Genomic DNA, 21,957 nt, shown 5'->3' with positions numbered 1-21,957 from the left:
GTAATGACGACCCGACCGTGTCGGAGTACTCCCCTTGGATAATCCAGGGTACGAGACGGTGCCCGCGGGATTCTGTGGATCTGCCGAGAGCGCCCCTAGACTGGACGCGGCGACCGCCGGAGCGTGACGACCTCCGGCCTCCGGGCAGGCGGTCCCCGCGCGTCCGGCGTACCGACGAGAGGCCGGCTTCTCACCGGCGAAGGTGTGGTGGCACCGCGATCTGGCCCCCGCCCACACCTCCAGGGCTCCCACAACCTGGAGGAGAAATGAGATCACCCGACCCCGCCCGCACGCTCGCCGCGGAGCTCGCCGAGGCCGCCCCCGACCACCGCGTCACGCTGCTCGGCCATGTCCACCGCCGGAGGGAGCTCGCCACCGTCGCGTTCCTGATCATCCGCGACCGTTCCGGACTCGCACAGGTCGTCGTCCGCCCCGCGCAGGCTCCGGCCGGCGGGCTCCCTCCGGAGGAGACGGTCGTCCGCGTGACGGGGACCGTCGCCGCGAACCCGCAGGCCCCGGGCGGCGTCGAGATCGTCGACCCGCAGATCGAGAGCCTGTCGGAGCCGGCCGCACCGCCGGTCGTGGAACTGTGGCGTCCGACACTCGAAACGAGTCTGCCGACGCTGCTCGACCACGCCGCGGTGACCTGGCGCCATCCGGCACGCCGCGCGACCTGGCAGATCGCCGCGGCGAGCGTGCGCGCGTTCCGCCGGGTGCTCGACGCCGCGGACTTCACCGAGGTGCAGACCCCGAAGATCGTCGACACCGTGACGGAGTCGGGAGCGAACGTGTTCCCGGTCGACTACTTCGGCAGGACCGGATATCTCGCGCAGAGTCCGCAGTTCTACAAGCAGCAGCTGGTGGGGGTGTTCGAGCGCGTCTATGAGGTGGGTCCCGTCTTCCGCGCCGAGCCGCACGACACCGTGCGGCACCTCTCGGAGTACGTGTCGCTGGACGTCGAGTTCGGGTTCATCCGCGACCACCGCGACGTCCTGCGCCTCCTCGGCCACGTGCTGCGTGGCATGCTCGACGGCATCCGTACCGACGCCGCGGAGGAACTCGCGCTGCTCGACGTGACGCTCCCCGTCATCCCCGAGGACATCCCCGTCGTGCACTTCCGGGATGCGCTGCGCCGGGTCGGTGCTCCGGCCGACGAGCCCGACCTCTCCCCCGCACACGAGCGGACGCTCGGGGCGTGGGCGAAGGAGGAGTTCGGCAGCGACGTGCTGGCCGTCGAGGGATACCCGATGCGCAAGCGCCCGTTCTACACGCATCCGCAGCCCGACGACACGGAGGGGAGCAACAGCTTCGACCTCCTGTTCCGCGGTCTGGAACTCGTGACCGGCGGACAGCGGCTGCATCGGCACAGCGAGGTCATCGCGGCGATCGAAGCTCGGGGCGAGTCGCCCTCGGCGTACGCCGGCTACCTCGAGGCGTTCGCGCACGGGATGCCTCCGCACGGCGGCTTCGCGATCGGACTGGAGCGCTGGGTCGGCCGACTGGTCGAGGCTACCAACGTGCGTGAGGTGACGCTGTTCCCGCGCGACGTCCATCGCCTCACGCCGTAGGCCCGGGACGCGACGAGGGCGACCGCGGTGTGCGGTCGCCCTCGTTCGTCAGCGGCGGATCACTCCGTGATCTCGGCCAGCCCCGACTGCTCGGCCCGATCGATGATCGCGGGGAGCGTCTCGTCGAAGAAGCTCACCAGGACGGCCCGGGTCTTGACTGCGTCCCGTTCGGACGTCGCCTCGCGGATCGCGCCGACGAACTCCTCGACGGCGGACCAGTCCACGGCGTCCTTCGCATGCTGGGTGAAACGACGGATCTGCGGCCCGAGGCGCTCGATGGAGTTGGCGCGCGTGGCGTTGCCCTCGATCCGGGCGAAGCCCGTCGCCGCGCTGCGGAGCGCCGCCCCGAACGCGATGATGTCCCGCTCCTGCACCGACGCCGCCATGTCGTCGGCCAGCTCGACGAGGTAGGCCACATCGTCGTCCTGGATGACCGGCATGACGTGACGGACCGAGCCGATCCAGATGTCGCCGAACAGGTCGACCGCGTTCCGCACGCGCTCCAGATCGATCGGGGCCACGCGGGTGTACCGGTTCCGCTGCATCTCGACGAGGCCGTTGTCGGCCAGGCGGTCGAGGGCATGACGGATCGGCGTCTTCGAGGTGCCGAGGCGTTCGGCGAGTTCGTAATCGCGCAGGCGCTCGCCGGGCTGGAGTTCGCCGCTGATGATGGCATCCTGCAGGCGCACGAAAGCCTCGTCGCTCATCGACCGGCGTTCGAGGGGGCCGCCAGAGAGTGTCACACTGCCTCCAGTGGGGGTCATGGAGAGTGAAGTTCTACGTCTCAAGCAATATATCTCAAATGCGCGGGCGGCCCGCTTCGGACGTCAGGCGGAGGGTGCGACCCGCACGAGCATCTTCCCCGTGTTGGCTCCGCGCATCATGTCGAGGAACGCGTCGACCGTGTTCTCGATGCCGTCGACGATGGTCTCGTCGTAGGCGATGCGGCCCTCCGCGAACCAGCGGGTCATCTTCTCGCTGAACTCCGGCGAGAGGTGCAGGTAGTTCGCGAGGGTGAATCCCTGGAGGCGGAGGCCGCGCGTGATGATGTTCGCCATGTTGTCGGGGCCGGGCACGGGCTCGGTGGTGTTGTAGCTCGTGATGGCGCCGCACAGCGCGATCCGACCGCCGTCGTTCATCACGTCGAGCGCGGCTTCGAGGTGGTCGCCGCCGACGTTGTCGAAGAACACGTCCACGCCCTCGGGCGCGAGCCCGGCGAGCTGCTTGCGCACCGGGCCGTCCTTGTAGTTGAACGCCGCGTCGTAGCCGTACTTCTCGGTCAGCAGGGCGACCTTCTCGGCCGATCCCGCCGAACCGATGACACGGCCGGCGCCGAGGAGCTTCGCGATCTGACCGACAGCCGTGCCGACGGCACCGGCGGCGCCGGAGACGAAGACGGTGTCGCCCGGGGCGAGTCCGGCGATCGCGGTGAGCCCGACGTACGCGGTGAGGCCGGTCATGCCGAGGATGTGCAGGCGCAGCGACAGCGGCATGCCGGGCACCTCGGGCACGGCCCGGAAGGTCGACGCGTCCGCCTGCACGACATCGCTCCAGCCGTGCTGGTGCAGCACAACGGTGCCGACGGGGAGGTCGTCCGCCGCAGAGGCGACGACCCGGCCGATGGCGCCACCGGCGATGACTTCGTCGAGGGCGTAGGGGGCGACGTAGCTGCGGACGTCGTTCATCCGCCCGCGCATATAGGGGTCGACGGAGACGAACTCGTTCGCCACGCGCACCTCCCCCGGCGCCGGATCGCTCAGCTCCACCTCGACGGTGCGGAAGTCGTCGTGGGTCGGCCACCCCTCGGGGCGGCGGGCGAGCTGGATCTGCGTGCTGATGGCGTGGGACATTTCTCTCCTTCGTGAGGATCTAGGGGTGCTGCGGCCGGACTCAGACGAGGAGGCCGATGGCGAGCGCGATGACGCCGAGCGCCGGGATGACGCCCTGCTTCAGGGCGGCGGACGCCTTGTCGGGGCTCGACAGCAGCAGCACGAGGCTCGCGGCGACCATCGATCCGGCGCCGGTGAAGACGAGAGTCGCGCCGACGGCCGTCGCTCCCGTGGCGAAGAGGACGATGCCGAGGAGGACGGCGACCGCGAGGAACAGGTTGTAGAAGCCCTGGTTGAACGCGAGCTCCTTCTGTCGCGCGGCCTCCTCCGCCGTGCCCGTGCCGAACGTGCGGCGAGCGCGCGCGCTCGTCCAGGCGAACGACTCGAGCCAGAAGATGTAGACGTGCACGAGTGCTGCGATGCCTGCGAGCACGAGTCCGGCGATGACCATGACAGTCCCCCTTCGACGCGGCGAGGCCGCGCATTCTGTATCGGTCGTTCCAATATATACTGGATCGAGCGATTCACAAAAGGGGCAGGAGCACGGCGAATGGGGCGCACACAGACCTTCGACACCGCGGAAGCGGTCCGCGCGGCACGCGGCGTGTTCTGGGAGCGCGGCTTCGAGAGCGCTCCCTTGCCGGAGCTCGAGCGCGCGACCGGCCTCAGTCGTTCCAGCATCTATCACGCCTTCGGTTCCAAGCGCGGACTCTTCGACGCCGCCGTCGAGAGCTATCTGGACGAGGTGATCCGCCCGCGCCTCGCCCCGTTGACGGGTGAGAGCGTGGCGCCGGAGGCTCTGGAGACCTACCTCGGCGGACTGCGTACGGCACTGCTGACAGCCGGCAGCCTCCCGGCGACGAGCGGCTGCCTGCTGGTCAACACCGCCGCCGCCCCCATCGGCACCGACGACGCGGTCGCCCGGGTCGTCGCCTCCTATCGCGCGGAGCTCCGTGCGGCGTTCGCCCGCGGCGTCCGGGCCGCCCTCCCCGAGCTCGCGGGAACGGAAGTCGCGACCCTGGCGGACGCCTCTACGGGTCTGGTGGTCTCCGCATTCGCCCTCGTCCGCGTGACCCCCGACGCCGCGGCGAGTGCGATCGACGCGGCGCTCGCCCTCCTCGCCGACCGGCGACGCCGCGCCTGAGGCCGCACGGAAACGGAGAACGCCTGGGAGGGCGATCCCTCCCAGGCGTTCGAGGCCGGCGTCAGGGGACGATGACGGCGCGTCCGCGGATACTGTTCGACGCGAGGTCCTCGTACGCCTTCGGGCCGTCGTCGAGCGTGTAGCTCTCGGTCTGGACGTGGATCTTCCCGGCGCGGGCGAGGTCCAGCACCTCGATCAGTTCGGCGCGTGAGCCCCAGTAGGGAATGCGCACGGCGGCGTCGTAGGCGATCGAGCCGAACCCGAGCGTCATGCTGCCCCCGCCGATGCCCACGATGGTGATGTCGGCTTCGAGCGCGGCCACGCTCTGGGCCAGGGCGATCGTCGGGTTCGCGCCCACGAAGTCGAACACCGCGTTCGCGCCGAGACCGCCGGTGAGCTCGCGGATCTTCTCGGCAGCCGATGCATCGCTGATCAGCACGTGATCGGCGCCCACCTCGGTGGCGAGCTTCAGCTTCTCGTCGTTCACGTCGAGGGCGATGACCGTGGCCCCCGAGATGGCCTTGAGGATCTGGATGCCGACGTGGCCGAGACCGCCGGTGCCGATCACGACGGCGAACGTGCCGGCGCCGAGCTTCGGAAGCGAGTTCTTGATCGCGTGGTACGGGGTGAGACCCGCGTCGGTCAGCGAGACGTTCTGCACGGGGTCGAGGTCACCGAGCAGCACGAGGTGGCGCGCGTCGTCGACGATCATGTACTCGGCCATCGAGCCCTGGCTGCCCAGCCCCGGAGGACGGATGCCCTCGGCGGCGGCGTTCGTGCAGTAGTTCTCCTTGCCCATCGAGCAGTTGTGGCAGCGACCACAGCCCCACGGACCGTAGACGGCCACGGCATCCCCGACCTTGAGCGTCGAGTCGACGCCCTCGCCGATCTCGTGCACGATGCCGGCGCCTTCGTGCCCGAGCGTCAGCGGCAGCGGGTAACCCTGCTCGTGGTAGTCCTTCTCGGGGAGGCCCATGACGTAGTCGTCGGAGTGGCAGACACCACCCGCGGTGATCTTGAGCAGGACCTGGCCGGGGCCGGGCTTCGGAATCGGGATGTCGACCACCACCGGGGGCTTGCCGATCTCGACGTAGCGGAGAGCTTTCATGAGCATCTTCTTCCTGGCGTTCGAGAGGTCTGCCGCGCGGTGCGGAGGCGGGGGCTCTCGATACCGTCCCTTCCAGTATCCGCCCGATCGGGACCTTCCTCGTCTTCCGCCGGGCGGGAAGACACCGGCGGACCCGGCAGCTTCTCAGCTCCTGGATTTTTCTCAGCCTGGTGAGCCGGCGTCGACGTCGCCATACTGTGCGGATGGATGCTGTTAACGAGTGACTGCTGACCTGGGGCGACAACCTGTGGACATGGATCGTCCTTCCGATCGTCGTCCTCCTCGGGCTCTACTTCACGATTCGCTCGGGCGTCGTGCAGTTCCGTTTGATTCCGGAGATGTTCCGCACTCTGAAGGATCGAACGCCCCGCACGGAGAGCGGCGAGCCTCAATCGGTCTCCTCCTTTCAGGCATTCACCATCTCCGCCGCTTCACGAGTGGGCGTCGGCAACATCGCGGGAGTGGGAACCGCGATCGCGATCGGCGGTCCCGGCGCGGTCTTCTGGATGTGGCTGATGGCATTCATCGGTGGAGCGTCCGCGTTCATCGAGTCCTCGCTGGCACAGCTGTACAAGAGGCGCGATAGGGACGGGTTCATCGGCGGCCCCGCCTACTACATGCAACGCGGACTCGGAGCGCGATGGATGGGCGTGCTTTTCGCCGTCATCCTCATCATCTGCTTCCCCATCGCTTTCAGCTCGTTGCAGGCGAACACCATCCAGGCGACGATCGCGGGCAGCCTCGGCGGAGAGTCTGCTGCCTGGCTGCCGTGGGTCACCGGCGGCGCACTCGCACTGCTCATGGGGCTCGTCATCTTCGGGGGCGTGCGCCGCATCGCCTCCGTCACCCAGACGCTGGTCCCGATCATGGCACTGCTGTATCTGCTTCTCGGCGTGGTGATCGTCGCGATGCACATCGAGCGCCTTCCCGGAGTCTTCGCCACGATCTTCCTCGAAGCCTTCGGCCCGAACGAGGTCGTCGGCGCAGCGCTCGGCTACATCATCCTCACCGGCGTCAAGAGGGGGATGTTCTCCAACGAAGCCGGACTGGGGTCGGCCCCCAACGCAGGAGCGAGCGCGGCGGTGACGCACCCGGTCAAACAAGGTCTCGTGCAGACGCTGGGCGTGTACTTCGACACCTTCCTCGTCTGCTCGATCACCGCGTTCATCATCCTGGTCTCGGTTCCAGACCTGGCCGGCGCCGAACGCGGCATCGGGCTGACGCAGGGCGCGGTCGTCAGCGCGCTGGGCACCTGGTCGAACATCCTCCTGATCGTCATCATCTTCCTGCTCGCGTTCAGCTCGATCCTCGGCAACTACTACTACGGGCAGACCAACGTGGAGTTCATCACCTCCCGCACCGGAGTCCTGCTCGGCTATCGTCTTTTCGCGATCGCCGCAGTGTTCGCTGGGGCCCTCGTCTCCGCCGATGTCGTGTGGAACTTCGCCGACGGCGCGATGGGATTCATGGCCCTCGTCAACCTCGTCGCGATCGCGCTGCTGTCCGGAATCGCCTTCAAGCTGTTGAAGGACTACACCCAGCAACGACGAGAAGGGCTGGACCCGGTCTTCACGAGGGCACGTCTTCCCGAGGTCAGCGGGATCGAGGTCTGGGAGGACGAGTTGTCGGTCACGGGGCCGATCGATCTCCCCGCGTCGCGTCGGCGATGACCACATCCATCGCCGCCTCAGACGCTCGGTCTGCGAGACCGACGGAACGGAGATGACCTGACTCTTGCCCCGGACTGAACGCTCGTTTAGCATGCTGACTATGCGTTCAGGAGCCGACGACCTCACCACCAGGGCGCGCATTCGCGACGCCGCGATCGTCCGGTTCAGCGAGCGCGGATTCGACGGCACGAGTCTGCGGCAGATCGCGCAGGATGCGGGCGTGAGCCCGGCGCTGATCCTGCACCACTTCGGAAGCAAGGAAGGACTGCGCGACGTGTGCGACGCGCACGTCGTGAGCACTTTCCTCGCCGAGCGAGACGGCATGACGGGTGCCGACGCCGCGCGCCTGATGCGGGAGGCGTTGGACTCGTTAGAGGGTCGCAATGTCGCACTGGACTACCTCGCCCGGATGCTCCTCGACGACTCCGCCGCGTCCGACCACCTCTTCGACATGTTCCTCGCCAGCACCAGAGAGATGCTGCGCGAACAGATCGCCGCGGGCACGATGCGCGAGCAGTCCGACCTGGAAGCCACTGCCGTGTACATGACTCTCTATGGTCTCGGTCCCGTCATCCTGCGGCGGCACCTCGCGCGCGCCTTCGGAGAGAGCACGCTGACGACATCGCTGCTGGAACGCTCGACCATTCCCGTGCTGGAGCTCTACACGCACGGGCTCTACGCCGACGACCATCTGCTCGTCGCCGCGAAGGAAGCGCTCGCCAGAAGCAGCGGGCCCTCCTCGGACAAGGGGGAGAACGACCCGAATCAGGACCCGGATCCTCCCCGCTGACGAGATCTCCGAACCTGGTCCCCCTCACCCTCCGAAAGGAGCAGGGCCATGACCCCTGCCATCGAACTCACTCACCTTCGCAAACAGTACGGTCGGCACACAGCGGTCGACTCCATCGATCTCCGCGTCGATCCCGGCACCGTGTTCGGGCTCATCGGCCCTAACGGCGCAGGAAAGACCACCACGCTGCGCATGATCCTCGACATCATCCGCCCCACGTCGGGCGCTATCCGGGTCCTGGGCGAAGACCCGCGTCGCGGCGGCCCGGCCCTCCGACGACGCATCGGCTTCATCCCCGGCGAGCTCCGACTCGACGACCGCACGACGGGACGCCGCATGCTCGACTTCTACACCGAGGTGTCCGGCCCGGTGAACCCCGGCACGATCGACCGCCTCGCGGACCGACTCGACCTCGATCTGAGTCGACCGGTGCGCGCGCTCTCGAAGGGCAACAAGCAGAAGCTCGGGATCGTCCAAGCCTTCATGCACGAACCGCCGCTGCTCGTGCTGGACGAGCCGACCAGCGGGCTCGACCCGCTCGTCCAGAGAGAGTTCCTCCACCTCGTCACCGAAGCCAGAGATCGCGGCCAGACCGTGCTGCTGAGCTCCCATGTGCTGAGTGAGATCCAGCAGACGGCCGACATCGTCGCCGTCCTCAGTCGAGGAAGGGTCGTGGCGGAGGGTGATGTGGCCTCACTCAGACTCGGCGCGATCCGGCGCGTACGCGTCGGTCTCGATACGACGGCAGCGACCCTGATCCGGGAGCAACTCGGTGCACTGCCGCAGATCTCCGAGCTCGACGTCCGCGGCGAGACGGACATCGTGCAGGTGAATGCCACCGTCGAAGGTGCCATCGACCCGCTGGTGAAGGTGCTGGCGCAGCACCACGTCCTCGACCTCGCGATCGAGGAACCAGACCTGGAGGAATCGGTCCTGCGGCTCTACGGTGACTCCTCGCGTCTCGAGGCAGGTCAGGGCGATGCGTGACGCGCTTCCCATCTTCCGGCGCGCTCTCCGCGAAAGCTGGCGCGGAACGGTGGGCTGGACCATCGGCGTCGCGGCGGTGCTGTTCCTGTACCTGCCGCTGTTCCCGAGCATCGGCGGCAACGGGCAGATGCAGCAGATCATCGACAGCCTGCCCCCGGAGCTCGTGGGAGCACTCGGCTACGACCAGATCGGCACCGGGGCGGGCTACGCCCAGGGCACCTTCTACGGCCTCATCGGCTTCCTCCTCCTGACCATCGCAGGCACGTCCTGGGGAGCGGGCGCCATCGCCGGCGCGGAGGCGTCAGGGCGCCTCGAACTCGACCTGGCTCACGGTGTGGGACGGGTCGGATACGCGATCGCGTCCGCCTTCGCCATCCTCGCCCGGCTCGCGTGGCTGGGCGTGTTCGCGGGCGCTGTCGTCGCCCTGCTCAACGACTCGGCACAGCTCGACATCGATCCGATCCGCATCATCGACACCACCGTCGTCTTCGTCGGCCTCACGATGCTCTCGGGGAGCGCCGCGCTCCTGCTGGGCGCTCTCTTCGGTCGCACTTCCTGGGCTGTCGCAGGGGGCGCGGGAATCGCCGTCGCCGGGTACGCCTTCAACGCGATCGCGAACCAGGTGGAGAACGCCGAGTGGCTCCGGGCGATCTCACCGTACTCCTGGGCGTTCCACCAGGCTCCGCTCGCGGAGGGGTTCGATCCCCGCGGCACCGTGGCGCTCTGGGCGGTGAACGTCGCATTCGTCGCCGGAAGCGCCTGGGTGCTGCGACGCCGCGATGTGATCGGCTGAGGCGATGCGCGGACCATCGTCGCGGGGGGCCTGCCATTTGTGATCAAACCGTTGCATTCGTTACCTCGCCGTTATACAGTGATCGCACGGTGAATGTTTGCTGTGGCATCCACCGCATGTGATTGCAGGACACTCTTGGTGCAAGGGACAAGGGCCGGTCGGGAGCCTCTCCGACCGGCCCTTTACTGCGCCCGGTACTCTGTGAGGATGACCGATCGGAAGCTCGCGCTGGAGGCCTGGGAAAGCCTGTTCCGCGCGCAGCACGAACTGTTCACCGAGATGGCAGCCGACTTCGACACCGGCGACATCACGCAGGCCGAGTACGACGTGCTGCTCACCGTCACGCGCTCGCCGGAGATGACCGCCCGCCTGCGCGACATCACCGCCAACATGCTCATCAGCCAGCCGAGCGTCTCCCGCCTCGTCGACCGGATGGTGACGCGGGGACTGGTCGCGAAGTGCGCCGACCCGGACGACGGCCGCGGCGCCCTGATCCGCGCGACGGACGAGGGCGCCCGGGCCTTCCGTGCGCTCGCGACCGTGCACGGCCGGTCGATCGCCGACCGGATGTCACGCCTCGACGACGACGAGCTGCGCCTGCTGCGCGACCTCGCGGAGAAACTCCGCACCCGCTGACCGCTCCCCTCCTCCACAGGCAGGGCGGCGGGAGGAACGCCCACCGATACCGGCATGATGGCGCCCGACGCGGTGGCGGGCGTCTCTTTTCTGGCAGGGTGGGTTGCGCACGCCCACATCGACCGTGGGCATATCGGACCGCCCCCTCGGGGGGAACCAGGGAGGTCATCCATGGAGATCGCCGGAATCGTCGGCATCCTCATCGTCATCGGGATCGCGGTCGTCGCCGCGATCGTCGTCCTGCTGATCCTGCTGCTGTTCGCCCGCAGCTGGATCAAGGTGGCTCGCGCCGACGAAGCGCTCGTCATCTCCGGACGCAAGCAGAAGGTGCAGCGTGCCGTGATCGGCGCCGACGGCACGAGCAGCTCGGAGATGTCGGAATCGCCCGTCACGGTCATCGTGAACGGGAAGTCGCTCGTCAACCCGATCACCCAGCGCCACGAGATCATCTCCCTCCGCTCACGGCAGGTGTCGCTCAACGCCGAGGCTCAGTCGCTCGACAACGTGACGCTCAACGTCGACGGCGTCGCCATCGTCAAGATCGGCTCCGACCCGCTGCTGGTGCGCCGGGCCGCCGAGCGCTTCGCCTCCCAGGACAAGGCCATCGAGCAGTTCACCACCGAGCAGCTGGAGGGCGCCCTGCGCGGCATCGTCGCGACGCTCTCCGTCGTGGAGCTCATGCGGGAGCGCAAGAAGTTTTCGGACCAGATCGCCGCCGACGTCTCCCAGGAGCTCGCCGAACAGGGCCTCATCCTCGACTCCTTCCAGATCAAGGGCATCACCGACAAGGTCGGCTACATCCAGTCCCTCGGTGCGCCGGAGATCCAGGCGAAGCGTCAGGCCGCGGAGATCTCGCAGACCAACGCCGACCGCGCGATCAACCAGAAGAACATCGCCAACCAGGAGGCGAACCTCGTCGAGCAGACCGCTCTCGACACCAACACCGCCAACGCCAACGCCGGCATCGGCCGGGCCCGCGCCGAGGCGGAGCAGGCCGAGCAGCTCGCCCGCGCCCAGGCCGAGCAGGCCGTGCTGCAGCAACAGGCCGAGAACAAGCAGGCGCAGCTCGACGCCGACGTCAAGCGCGTCGCGGACGCCCAGCGGTACGAGGCGGAGACCCGCGCGCAGGCCGAGCTCTACACGCGTGAGCGGGCAGCCGAGGCGGCGGCGATCGAGCAGGTCAAGCAGGCCGAGGCGCGCACCCGCATCGCCGAGCAGCAGGCGCAGGCCGACAAGGCGCGCGCCGACGGTGAGGCTGCCGCCGCGATCGCGAAGGCGACCGGTGACGCGGATGCTCTGCGCGCCCAGGCGGAGGCCGAAGCCGAGGCCCGTCGCCTCCGCGCCAACGCCGAGGCCGAGGCGATCCGCGCCGAGGGTGAGGCCCGTGCAGCCGCTGTCGAGGCCGAGGCCAAGGCCATCGCCTCCAACCAGGATGCCTTCCTCTCGCAGCGCGTGCTGGAAGTGCTGCCGTCGATCATGTCGGAGTTCGCGAAGGGCTACGCCGCCATCGGCAGCGTCTCGATCGTCGGCGGATCCGCCGAGGACGGCGCGTCGAACGTCGTCGGCGCCGACAGCGCGAAGGCCATGCGCTCGGTGTTCGACAGCGTGCACTCCGCGACAGGCCTCGACCTGGCCGGAATCATCCAGGGGCAGGCCGTCGGTCGCGGCTTCGGAGCCGGAGTCGCCGAAGCGTCCGCACCGACCCCGGCGCCGCGCACGCCCGCACCGACCACCCCGCCGCCACCCGCTCCCCCGGCTCCCGACGCGGAGTAAGCAGCACAGGACAGCGGATGCCGCGACCGACTCGGTCGCGGCATCCGCTGTCTGTCGTCGGGCACCGCCTCTGCCGGTTCACAACTCAGGAGATCGGCAGGCGCGGACGCGGCGATCCCTCCCTGTGCGCCGAATCCCCCCGGATCTCCTGAGTTGTGAACGGCTCCGGGCGCCGATCGACCGGGCAGACTGGACGGGTGACCCGCGCTGCCTTCGACCTCGCCGCCATCGGTGCCGGCCTGTCATTCGCCGGCGCCCTCGATGAGCTCTCCGCAGCCCTCGACGCGAGCGGATCCGTGGTGGTGACCGCGCCGCCGGGCACGGGCAAGACCACCCTCGTACCGCCGCTCCTCGCCTCACGAACCACCGACCGCGTGATCGTCACCCAACCCCGCCGGGTCGCCGCGCGTGCCGCCGCCCGCCGACTCGCACACCTCGATGGCTCCCCGCTCGGATCCCGGGTGGGCTTCACCGTCCGCGGCGAGCGCACAGCCGGGCCGGATACGAGGGTCGAGTTCGTCACCGCCGGCGTGCTCCTGCGACGGATGCTGGACGATCCCGGACTCGACGGCGTGAGTGCGGTCATCATCGATGAGGTGCACGAGCGGGCCCTCGAGACCGACCTCCTCGTCGGCCTGCTCTCGGAGGTGCGGGAGCTGCGGGATGACCTCGTCGTCGTCGCGATGTCCGCCACCCTCGACGCTGCCCGGCTCGCCGCCGTCATCGGCACCGCCGAGTCCCCCGCGCCGATCGTCGACCATGACGTCCCGGCCTTCCCCCTCACCGAGCGCTGGGCTCCGAGTCCCACGCCCCGCCTCGACGAACGGGGAGTCACCCGCGGCTTCCTCGACCACATCGCGAGTGTCTCCGCCTCCGCCGCCACCGAGCTGGTCCGCGAAGACCCCGAAGCCGACGTGCTCGTGTTCGCCCCGGGCGCTCGCGAGGTGTCGGAGATCGCCCGACGCGTCCGCACTCGGAACGGCGCCTTCGACGTGCGGGAGCTGCACGGCCAGATCCCGCCGGCGGAACAGGATGCCGTGATCCGCGGTCGTGCACCGGGGGGTGTGCCCCGCATCATCGTCGCCACCTCGCTCGCCGAGTCGTCGATCACGGTGCCGGGTGTGCGGATGGTCGTGGACAGCTGTCTGTCCCGGCAGCCGCAGCGCGACGCCGCCCGCGGCATGACGGGTCTGGTCACCACCGCCGCCTCCCGTTCCTCGTGCGTGCAGCGTGCCGGACGCGCGACGCGTCAGGGCCCCGGCATCGTCGTCCGGTGTGTGGACGAGCGCGCCTACGCGGCGGCTCCCGCGCGTCCGTCCCCGGAGATCGCGACGGCCGACCTCACCGGCGCCGCCCTCCTCCTGGCGTGCTGGGGTGCCCCGGGCGGAGCAGGCCTGCGGTTGATCGAACCGCTGCGAGCCGACAGTCTCGCCGACGCCGTCGCGGTGCTTCGCGGTCTCGGAGCGATCGACGACGACGGGCGCGCCACGGCCGAGGGCCGCGTGCTGGCCCGCATCCCGACCGACCCCCGGCTGGCCAGGGCGCTACGGGACGGCAGCCCCGTGGTGGGGAGCCGGCTCGCCGCCGAGGTCGTCGCGCTTCTGGGCGGTGATCAGCGCGTCCCGGATGCCGACGTCGCCCACGCTCTTGTCGCGTTGCGGGGCGGCGGGACTGCGGAGGCCCGTCGCTGGCGCGAGGACGCGCGTCGTCTGGAACGCCTCGCCGATCCGACACCGGACACCCGCGCGGGTCTCGACGGCGTCGGTCTCGTGATCGCGCTGGCCTTCCCCGAGCGTATCGCCCACCGTGTCGAGCAATCGGGATCGGGAGCGACGTTCCTGCTGGCCTCCGGCACGCGGGCCGGAGTGAGCGGTTCCCTCGCGTCCTCGGAATGGCTCGCCGTGGCCGATGTCGCCCGCGCCTCGTCCCGGGCGGCCGCCGGTTCCGGTGCGGTCATCCGCACGGCGGCGACCCTCACCGAGGAGCAGGCGGAGCGCGCGGCGGGCCCCCTGATGAGCGACCGCGTGGAAGCCGAGTTCGTCGGAGGTCGTGTGCAGGCCCGCCGCGAGCGCCGGATCGGTGCGATCCTGCGTTCCTCGGTGCCGGTGCGAGCGGCGGCATCGACAGGGCGGGATGCCGTGGCCCGGGCGGTCCGACGCGATGGCCTCGGCATGTTCACCTGGTCCGACGGGGCGGAGGCCCTCCGCCGCAGACTCGCGCTGCTCCGACGTGAGCTCGGTGAGCCATGGCCCGATGTGTCGGACGCGGGGTTGATCGACGCCCTCGATGCCTGGATGGCACCGGAGCTCGAGGCTCTCGCATCCGGCACCCCCGCGAGTCGGCTGGATCTGTCCTCGGCGCTGCGCCGTCTGCTGCCCTGGCCCGAGGCCGTGCACCTCGAGGCCCTCGTCCCGGAGCGGCTCGAGGTCCCCAGCGGCTCCCGCGTCCGCATCACCTACCCGGAACCCGACGGGGATCCGACCGCACGCCCCGTCGTCGCGGTGAAGCTGCAGGAGTGCTTCGGGTGGGCGGAGACTCCCCGGCTGGTGGATGGCCGCGTTCCCGTCCTCTTCCACCTGCTGTCCCCGGCTGGGCGGCCGCTCGCCGTGACCGACGACCTCGCCTCGTTCTGGTCCGGCCCCTATTCCCAGGTGCGCGCCGAGATGCGCGGCCGCTACCCCCGGCACCCCTGGCCCGAGGACCCCTGGGCCGCCGTGCCGACGAAGCACACCAAGAACCGCGCCGCGCGCTGACCCAGGCCAGGACTCCGGCTCAGCGGGTGCGCCGCCGCAGGGTGAGGGCGGCGAGCACCAGCGCGCCGACGGCGAAGGCCACGACGATGAGCAGCGGACCGAACACGTCCCTCCCCTCGTCCCCCGCCGTGACGGCGTTGATCGTGTCGATCGCGTAGCTGAGCGGCAGCCAGTCGGAGATGGCGTACAGCACGTCGGGCATCTGGTCGCGCGGCATGAACAACCCGCCGAGGATGATCTGCGGGAACACCAGCAACGGCATGAACTGCACGGCCTGGAACTCGGTCTGGGCGAACGCGCTCGCCAGCAGGCCGAGGGCTGTGCCGAGCAGTGCGTCGACCACCGCGACGAGGCCCAGCTGCCACAGCGGTCCGTCGACGTCGAGCCCGCACACCCCGACCGCGAACGACACCGTGATCACCGCCTGCAGCACGGCCATCAGCCCGAACGCGAGCGCATACCCGAGGATGAAGTCGGCCTTCTCGAGCGGCGTGGTCATCAGCCGTTCGAGCGTGCCGGAACGGCGTTCGCGCAAGGTGGTGATCGACGTGATGAGGAACATCACGATGAACGGGAACAGCGCCAGGATGGCACCCCCGAACTGATCGAACACACCGTCCTGCTCGCTGAACAGCCAGGCGAAGAGACCGACGAGCAGGCTCGGGGCGATGAGCATCAAGGCGATGGACCGCGGGTCGTGTCGGAGCTGCGTGAGCACACGGCCGGCGGTCGCGAACAGCCGGCGGCCGTTCATGTCGCGTCCTCCTCCTGGCGCTCGTGCGCTTCTCGCCGCGCCCGCCGGGTGGTCGCGGCGCCGGCGGCCCTGTCACGTTCGATCAGCGCCAGGAACGCGGCCTCGGCGTCGGTCGTGCCGGTGTCGGTGAGCAGGGACGACGGCGTGGTGTCGGCGATGATCCTCCCCTCCCGCATCAGCAGCAGCCGGTCGCAGCGCACCGCCTCGTCCATCACGTGACTGGACACGATGAGCGTGACGCCCCGGTCGGCCAGCCGGCGGAACAGGGTCCAGAGCTCCGCCCGCAACACGGGGTCGAGTCCGACGGTCGGCTCGTCCAGCACGATCAGTTCCGGCAAGCCGATCAGAGCCACCGCGAGCGACACCCGCGTCGCCTGGCCGCCGCTCAGCGCATCGACGAGCTGCGTGGCCTGTGCGCCGAGGCCGACCTCCTGGATGACCCGGTCGACATCGCCCTTCGGCGCCTTCAGGAGCGACGCGAAGTACGAGAGGTTCTGCCGCACGCTGAGGTCGCCGTAGACCGAGGCGCCCTGCGTACCGTAGGCCACGCGGTGCCGGAGCCGACGCGAACCGCCCGGCTCACCCAGAACGGTCACGTCGCCGGAGGCGATCCGCTGCACACCGACGATCGACCGCATGAGCGTGGTCTTGCCGCACCCCGAGGGGCCGAGGAGACCCGTGATCTGCCCGCGGGGGACGGCGAGGTCGATGCCGTCGAACACGGATACGGCCCCACGCCGCACGCGGAGCTGCGTGATCTCGACCGCCGCGTTATTCATCATGCGATGAATTATGCGCCTCGCCTCGTCGGGCGTCAACGGCTCCGTGGGCACAGCTGCGGAGCGCCGGATCGACACGCCGTCGCCGGCCCGTGCCGACCGGCGCGGCGGTCGAGATCTCCGCAGCCGTGCCCGGGGACGCGGGCGTCAGTCGAAGAGGTAGCGCTGGACGGTGGGGCCGACGCGGCGGACGAGCTCCTCGACGGAGGCTCCGGCGAGCGCGGGGAGCTGCAGCACGTAGCGACCGATGAGCATGCCGGCGATCTGCGAGGCGACGAGGGCGGCGCGGAGGTCGGCGTCCTCCACGTCGAGGCGTCGTGCCACGCGGGAGAGCAGTTCGCGGGAGAGGAAGCCGGCGAGCAGGGGGGTCGTCAGCCTGCTCCCGATCGCCGTGCGCAGGAGCAGCACCCCGCGGCGGCGCACGTCGGGCTTCTCGAACGCGTCGAGCACGTAGCGGACGAGCCGGGCCCCCGCTTCGTCCTTCGGCCCCGCGAGGATCTCCGGGACGTCGAGGTCGGGGCGCAACGGGATCCCGGCGGCCTCTGCGAACAGGTCGGCCTTGGTGCCGAAGTAGTGGTGGACGAGTGCGGAGTCGACCCCGGCGCGGGCGGCGATCGATCGCACCGTGGCGCCGTCGTACCCCTGCGCGCCGAACTCGTCGACGGCCGCGGACACGATGCGCTCGCGGGAGTCGGTGCCGCCGCGCGGGCGCCCGCGTCGTCTCGGCGCCCTCTGCTCGGTCATGCCCGTCAGCCTACGGCTCCGCGGAGCCTCGCTCGTCGAGCAGATGCCGGAGATACCGCTGCGGCTGCCCGAGGAACGAGCGCCAGTGGTTCACGATCTCGAGGTCCTCCCAGGCGGCAGGGCGGAGCCCCCACTCCCCGACCTCCAGGATGGTGGCGCCCGGGAGCGCCGCGAGCACCGGGGAGTGCGTGGCGCACAGCACCTGGCCGCCCTCGTCGGCGATGCGCTGCAGCACGGCGATCAGCGTGAGAGTCGAATGGAACGACAGGGCGGCCTCCGGCTCGTCCAGGCAGTAGAACCCCGGATCATCGAAGCGGCTGTCGAGCAGGGCGAGGAACGACTCCCCGTGGCTCATCTCGTGGAAGGGCACGTCGCCGCGCAGGGAGGGGTTCTCCTCGAGGTACGTGTAGAACGAGTGCATCGTCTCGGCCCGCAGGAAGAATCCCCAGCGGTGCGCGCCGACGCCCCGTTGGAGGCGCAGCCAGTCCGACAGCGGCGACTCGGTCGGACGCGTCCGGTGCTGCGCCTGCCGGGATCCGCCTTCCGGGGAAAGACCGTACGCGATCGCGATGCCCTCGACGAGGGTGGACTTCCCGCTGCCGTTCTCGCCGACGAGGAAGGTCACTCCCGGTCCCAGATCCAGTCCCTCGCGCAGCACCTGCGCCACCGCGGGGATGTTCGTCGGCCACGTCCCGTCCGGGGTCGGCGCCTCGTCGTTCGCCCGCACCGCGACGACCGGCTGCTGCCGCATATGCCTCTCCCTTCCCTCCTCCGTCGACCCACCCCTCTGTGTGCCTGCCACCCCTCTTCATGCGCACGCAACGGGCCGGAACGCACGAGAGGGGGTGGGTCGGCGAGGTCAGCACTCGATGACGTTCACCGCCAGACCGCCCTCGCTGGTCTCCTTGTACTTGGTCGACATGTCGAGACCGGTCTGGCGCATCGTCTCGACGACGGCATCCAGCGAGACATAGTGGCTCCCGTCGCCGCGGAGCGCGAGACGTGCGGCGGTGACCGCGGTGGAGGCGGCGATCGCGTTGCGCTCGATGCACGGGATCTGCACGAGTCCGCCGATCGGGTCGCATGTGAGGCCGAGGTGATGCTCCATCGCGATCTCCGCGGCGTTCTCGATCTGCCGGTTCGTGCCGCCCATCACCGCGGTGAGCCCACCCGCGGCCATCGCGCACGCGGAGCCGACCTCGGCCTGACACCCGCCTTCGGCGCCGGAGATCGAGGCGTTGGCCTTGAACAGCGACCCGAGGGCGGTAGCCGTCAGCAGGAACCGGCGGATGCCCCGGCGGCGATTGGCCTCCGCGATCTCCGCGTCCTCCCCGTCGAGTGCGGGAGCGGGCGGCGGGGCCCCGTCGAACCCGAGCAGCGCGCTGCCGACGAGCTCCCCGTACGGCGTCACCGCGTTCCCGGCGCCGAGCCCCGAGTCGGCGAGGAAGCGCCACCAGTACATCGCCACCGCGGGGAGAATGCCCGCCGCGCCGTTGGTCGGAGCGGTCACGACGCGCCCACCCGCCGCGTTCTCCTCGTTCACGGCCAGCGCGAACGCGCCGAGCCACTCGCCGGGCAGCTCTCGGTGCCCCTCGGCTTCGACCGCCTCGAGCTGTGCGCGGATCGTGCCGGCGCGGCGCTTCACCTGCAGCATGCCCGGAAGCACCCCGTCGGCGTGGAGCCCCGCGTCCACGCAGCCCGACATCGCATCCCAGATCGCGTCGAGGCCGGCGGCGACCTCCTCCTCGCTCCGCAGCGCCGTCTCGTTGCGGCGGGCGACCTCCGCGATGGACAGTCCGAGCTCGTCGCACAGGGCGAGCAGCGAGGCGGCATCGGCATACGGCTGCGGGAAGGCGCCGGTGGAGAGCTGCGCTTCCTCCCCCTCGCGCCGGATGAACCCGCCGCCGATCGAGTAGTACGTCTGCTCGAACAGGATGGTTCCGTCCCGGTCACGGGCGATGAGCGTCATGGCGTTCGGATGACCGGGGAGGCGGGTCCGCGGCGCGAACACGATGTCGTCTTTCCGGAACGGCACCGCGTGGGCGCCGTCGATCCGCAGCGGCTCCCCCTCGGGGTAGGCGGACCAGGCCGCGCGCACCGCCGCCGGGTCACAGGTCTCGGGTGCGAGACCGCGCAGCCCCGCGACCACCGCGTCCGGGGTGCCATGGCCGATGCCGGTGGCGCCGAGCGAGCCGTACAGCGTGCATTCGACCCGGGCGATGCGGTCGAGCTCGCCGGAGCCGGAGAGCCGGCGCGCGAAGTCGAGTGCCGCCCGCATCGGTCCGACGGTGTGCGAGCTGGACGGGCCGACGCCGATGGAGAAGAGGTCGAAGGCCGAGACGTACGCAGTCACCCCTCCAGGCTACGCCGACTTCGCGGATCCGGTTCACCGCGATTAACCGCGTCGCCGACGGGTCCGCGTCAAGGCCCTTCATCTCGCGTCGAGGCGGAGGCAGGCTGAGAGCACGACATCGCAGAAAGGGACGATCATGACCGACAACACTCCCGAACCGACCGCGAACGACGAGCTCTCGCCCGAGGCGCAGACCCCCACGCCGACCCCCGCGTCCGACACCTCGGAGGGCGAGGCGACGACGCCGGAGCAGGCGGACTCCCCGGAGGACGCGGACCCGGCCGAGGTCCCGAGCACCGAGGAGCTGGAGGAGCCCAGCACCGAGAAGTCCCCCGGCGAGGAGCCGAAGGCCCCGAAGCGCGACGACCCGGAACCGGATCACGAGGCCGTCGGCCTCGGCGTCGACTGACCCGGCCCGAAACCCCGGACTACCGCCGAGACCCCGCCCTGCAGACGTCTGCAGGGCGGGGTCTCGACGCGAGAGCGGGGTCTCGGGGGTCTACTCGACGAGCTTGCCGGTCGTATCGACGTCGCGCATGAGCTCGGCGATCTCCTCGGGGATCGCGGGGATCTCCTCGCGGGTCACGCCGGCGGACGGGGACCACACGAGGTTCACCTGCAGCGTGGGATCGGTGTCCGGGAAGTCGCTGCGGTTGTGGCATCCGCGAGTCTCCCGACGCTCCCGCGCCGCCTCCAGCGTGGCCCGGGCGGCGAGCGCGGAGGCCTTGAGGTCGAACGCGTGCGCGAGGTCCTGGAATCCGGCGATGTCCGGGTGGATGCCGATGTCCTCCATGCGCCCCTCGATCATGTCGAGGTCGGCGAGGCCCGCCTTCAGCCCGTCCTCCGACCGCACCACGCCGGCGTACTCAGTCATGAGGTTGCGGATCGCGCGCTGCAGAGCCCGCACGTTCTCGCGCCCCTCCGCGGCGAGGAGGTCGTCGATCTCGGCACGAGCGGCGGCGACCGCATCGGCCGACCGGCGCTGGGCGTCGAGCCCCGCGGCGTGGGCCATGGCGGCCTGACCGACGATCCGGCCGTAGACGAGCAACTCGATGAGCGAGTTCCCACCGAGACGGTTCGCGCCGTGGAGTCCGCTCGACGCCTCCCCGATCGCGTACAGCCCGTCGACGTCGGTCTGGTGGTCGTCCGGCCGCACCCACACGCCGCCCATCGAGTAGTGCGCGGTCGGCGCGATCTCGATCGGGTCCGCGGTGATGTCGAGCATCTGCAGCTCCATCATCGTCTGATAGACGCGCGGAAGCCGGGTCATGATGGTCTCGCGGGGCAGGTGCGACACGTCGAGCCAGACGCCGCCGTTCTCCGTACCGCGGCCCTCCTGGATCTCCGTGTAGGCGGCGAGCGCGACACGGTCGCGCGTCGACAGCTCCATCCGCTCGGGGTCGTACTTCTCCATGAACCGCTCGCCCCGGGCATTGCGGAGGATGCCGCCCTCCCCGCGCGCGGCCTCGGAGATGAGGGTGCCGGCGGCGTTCTCGGGCTCGATGATGCCGGACGGATGGAACTGCACCAGCTCGGGGTCGCGGAGTCGCGCCCCCGCCTCGACCGCGAGCCGGAAGGAGTCTCCGGTGTTCTCGTCACGCCTCGACGACGTCCGGCGCCAGATGCGGTTGTGCCCGCCCGCGGCGAGGATCACCGCGTCCGCATGGATGAGGTAGCGCGTGCCGTCCGCCTGATCGAAGCCGTACGCGCCGAAGATGACGTTGTCGCGCACGAGCAGACGGGTGATGTAGACGTTGTCGAGGATGGGGACGTCGAGCTGCTCGGCGCGGGCGACCAGCGTCCGCTGGATCTCGAGGCCGGTGTAATCGCCGGCGAAGGCGGTGCGGCGGTAGGTGTGCGCACCGAAGAAGCGCTGCGAGATGCGGCCGTCGCCCTCGCGGGCGAAGTCCATGCCCCAGCGCTCGAGGTCGCGGATGCCGCGCTCGGCGCCCTGGGTGACGATCTGGACGGTATGGGGGTTGGCGAGGAGGTAGCTTTCCTTGATCGTGTCCGCCGCGTGCTGCTGCCAGCTGTCTTCGGCGTCCATCGTGCCGAGAGCGGCGTTGATGCCGCCGGCCGCGAGCGACGTGTGGGCGTCCTGCCGCGGGCGTTTGCCGACGGCGAGCACGTCGACGCCGTGCTCGGCGACCTCGATCGCGGCGCGGAGCCCGGAGCCTCCGGTGCCGATCACGAGGACCGTGGTGGAGATCTGACGTTCGGGTGCATTCATGCTCTCGACGCTAGTTAGGCGATCCTAATAACTCCAATGCATAGTT

Annotated in this window: 20 protein-coding genes; 10 read left to right on the top strand and 10 right to left on the bottom strand. The window is 70.0% G+C overall.

Features of this window, described 5'->3' with window-relative positions; translation table 11 throughout:
• Positions 1-266 precede the first annotated feature (266 nt).
• Complete coding sequence (gene aspS, locus MICNX66_RS03310) at positions 267-1,568, top strand: aspartate--tRNA(Asn) ligase (RefSeq protein ID WP_187663273.1); 1,302 nt, start codon at positions 267-269, stop codon at positions 1,566-1,568.
• A gap of 59 nt (positions 1,569-1,627) precedes the next feature.
• On the opposite strand, the gene MICNX66_RS03305 is transcribed toward aspS, so the two are convergent.
• The 3 genes from MICNX66_RS03305 to MICNX66_RS03295 form a co-directional block, all read right to left on the bottom strand.
• Positions 1,628-2,275 carry a GntR family transcriptional regulator gene (locus MICNX66_RS03305; RefSeq protein WP_187663272.1) on the bottom strand — a complete coding sequence of 216 codons (648 nt, stop codon included), beginning with the start codon at positions 2,273-2,275 and terminating at the stop codon, positions 1,628-1,630.
• 120 nt (positions 2,276-2,395) lie between these two features.
• A complete protein-coding gene (locus MICNX66_RS03300) occupies positions 2,396-3,418 on the bottom strand; it encodes an NADP-dependent oxidoreductase (RefSeq protein WP_187663271.1) in 1,023 nt (340 codons plus the stop codon).
• Between the two features lie 40 nt (positions 3,419-3,458).
• The gene (locus MICNX66_RS03295; RefSeq protein WP_187663270.1) at positions 3,459-3,848 is read right to left on the bottom strand and encodes a DUF1304 domain-containing protein; all 390 of its coding nucleotides are present in this window, start codon (positions 3,846-3,848) and stop codon (positions 3,459-3,461) included.
• A 99-nt stretch (positions 3,849-3,947) separates the two neighbouring features.
• Between MICNX66_RS03295 and MICNX66_RS03290 the strand changes: the two genes are divergently transcribed.
• On the top strand, positions 3,948-4,541 hold the full coding sequence (locus tag MICNX66_RS03290) for a TetR/AcrR family transcriptional regulator (protein WP_187663269.1): 594 nt from the start codon (positions 3,948-3,950) through the stop codon (positions 4,539-4,541).
• A gap of 61 nt (positions 4,542-4,602) precedes the next feature.
• Here MICNX66_RS03290 and MICNX66_RS03285 read toward each other — a convergent pair whose 3' ends face one another.
• On the bottom strand, positions 4,603-5,649 hold the full coding sequence (locus MICNX66_RS03285) for an NAD(P)-dependent alcohol dehydrogenase (RefSeq protein ID WP_187663268.1): 1,047 nt from the start codon (positions 5,647-5,649) through the stop codon (positions 4,603-4,605).
• 224 nt (positions 5,650-5,873) lie between these two features.
• Here MICNX66_RS03285 and MICNX66_RS03280 point away from each other — a divergent pair, with 224 nt between their 5' ends.
• The 7 genes from MICNX66_RS03280 to hrpB all read left to right on the top strand — a co-directional run bounded on the left by MICNX66_RS03280 (position 5,874) and on the right by hrpB (position 15,051).
• On the top strand, positions 5,874-7,319 hold the full coding sequence (locus MICNX66_RS03280; protein ID WP_232089264.1) for an alanine/glycine:cation symporter family protein: 1,446 nt from the start codon (positions 5,874-5,876) through the stop codon (positions 7,317-7,319).
• Between the two features lie 100 nt (positions 7,320-7,419).
• Positions 7,420-8,109 carry a TetR family transcriptional regulator gene (locus MICNX66_RS03275; protein WP_232089178.1) on the top strand — a complete coding sequence of 230 codons (690 nt, stop codon included), beginning with the start codon at positions 7,420-7,422 and terminating at the stop codon, positions 8,107-8,109.
• Positions 8,110-8,157: 48 nt separating this feature from the next.
• Entirely contained in the window at positions 8,158-9,096 is a 939-nt protein-coding gene (locus MICNX66_RS03270) for an ABC transporter ATP-binding protein (protein WP_187663266.1), read from the top strand.
• The gene (locus tag MICNX66_RS03265) at positions 9,089-9,889 is read left to right on the top strand and encodes an ABC transporter permease subunit (protein ID WP_187663265.1); all 801 of its coding nucleotides are present in this window, start codon (positions 9,089-9,091) and stop codon (positions 9,887-9,889) included. Before MICNX66_RS03270 ends, MICNX66_RS03265 begins: the two co-directional genes overlap by 8 nt.
• A 207-nt stretch (positions 9,890-10,096) precedes the next feature.
• Positions 10,097-10,525, top strand: coding sequence for a MarR family winged helix-turn-helix transcriptional regulator (locus MICNX66_RS03260; RefSeq protein ID WP_187663264.1), 429 nt, complete (start codon positions 10,097-10,099; stop codon positions 10,523-10,525).
• Positions 10,526-10,696: 171 nt separating this feature from the next.
• Positions 10,697-12,298, top strand: coding sequence for an SPFH domain-containing protein (locus MICNX66_RS03255; protein ID WP_187663263.1), 1,602 nt, complete (start codon positions 10,697-10,699; stop codon positions 12,296-12,298).
• A 197-nt stretch (positions 12,299-12,495) separates the two neighbouring features.
• Positions 12,496-15,051: an ATP-dependent helicase HrpB gene (gene hrpB / locus MICNX66_RS03250; RefSeq protein WP_187663262.1), complete on the top strand. Its 2,556-nt coding sequence runs from the start codon at positions 12,496-12,498 to the stop codon at positions 15,049-15,051.
• A 19-nt stretch (positions 15,052-15,070) separates the two neighbouring features.
• On the opposite strand, the gene MICNX66_RS03245 is transcribed toward hrpB, so the two are convergent.
• The 5 genes from MICNX66_RS03245 to MICNX66_RS03225 form a co-directional block, all read right to left on the bottom strand.
• Positions 15,071-15,805, bottom strand: coding sequence for an ABC transporter permease (locus MICNX66_RS03245; protein ID WP_187663261.1), 735 nt, complete (start codon positions 15,803-15,805; stop codon positions 15,071-15,073).
• A complete protein-coding gene (locus MICNX66_RS03240; RefSeq protein ID WP_187664094.1) occupies positions 15,802-16,584 on the bottom strand; it encodes an ABC transporter ATP-binding protein in 783 nt (260 codons plus the stop codon). Before MICNX66_RS03240 ends, MICNX66_RS03245 begins: the two co-directional genes overlap by 4 nt.
• 147 nt (positions 16,585-16,731) lie before the next feature.
• The gene (locus MICNX66_RS03235) at positions 16,732-17,328 is read right to left on the bottom strand and encodes a TetR/AcrR family transcriptional regulator (RefSeq protein WP_187663260.1); all 597 of its coding nucleotides are present in this window, start codon (positions 17,326-17,328) and stop codon (positions 16,732-16,734) included.
• 10 nt (positions 17,329-17,338) lie between these two features.
• The gene (locus MICNX66_RS03230) at positions 17,339-18,079 is read right to left on the bottom strand and encodes an AAA family ATPase (protein WP_187663259.1); all 741 of its coding nucleotides are present in this window, start codon (positions 18,077-18,079) and stop codon (positions 17,339-17,341) included.
• A gap of 108 nt (positions 18,080-18,187) precedes the next feature.
• Positions 18,188-19,681, bottom strand: coding sequence for an L-serine ammonia-lyase, iron-sulfur-dependent, subunit alpha (locus MICNX66_RS03225; RefSeq protein ID WP_187663258.1), 1,494 nt, complete (start codon positions 19,679-19,681; stop codon positions 18,188-18,190).
• Positions 19,682-19,817: 136 nt separating this feature from the next.
• Between MICNX66_RS03225 and MICNX66_RS03220 the strand changes: the two genes are divergently transcribed.
• Complete coding sequence (locus MICNX66_RS03220) at positions 19,818-20,090, top strand: hypothetical protein (protein WP_187663257.1); 273 nt, start codon at positions 19,818-19,820, stop codon at positions 20,088-20,090.
• 90 nt (positions 20,091-20,180) lie between these two features.
• Here the strand turns inward: MICNX66_RS03220 and MICNX66_RS03215 are convergent, their stop codons facing one another.
• Positions 20,181-21,911, bottom strand: a complete 1,731-nt coding sequence (locus MICNX66_RS03215; RefSeq protein ID WP_187663256.1) for an L-aspartate oxidase — start codon at positions 21,909-21,911, stop codon at positions 20,181-20,183.
• Between the last annotated feature and the right edge of the window lie 46 nt (positions 21,912-21,957).

This window comes from Microbacterium sp. Nx66 (genome assembly GCF_904066215.1).
Lineage (GTDB): Bacteria > Actinomycetota > Actinomycetes > Actinomycetales > Microbacteriaceae > Microbacterium > Microbacterium meiriae.
The sequence above is the reverse complement of the archived record's forward strand: the minus strand, read 5'-3'. Positions and strand labels throughout refer to the sequence as shown.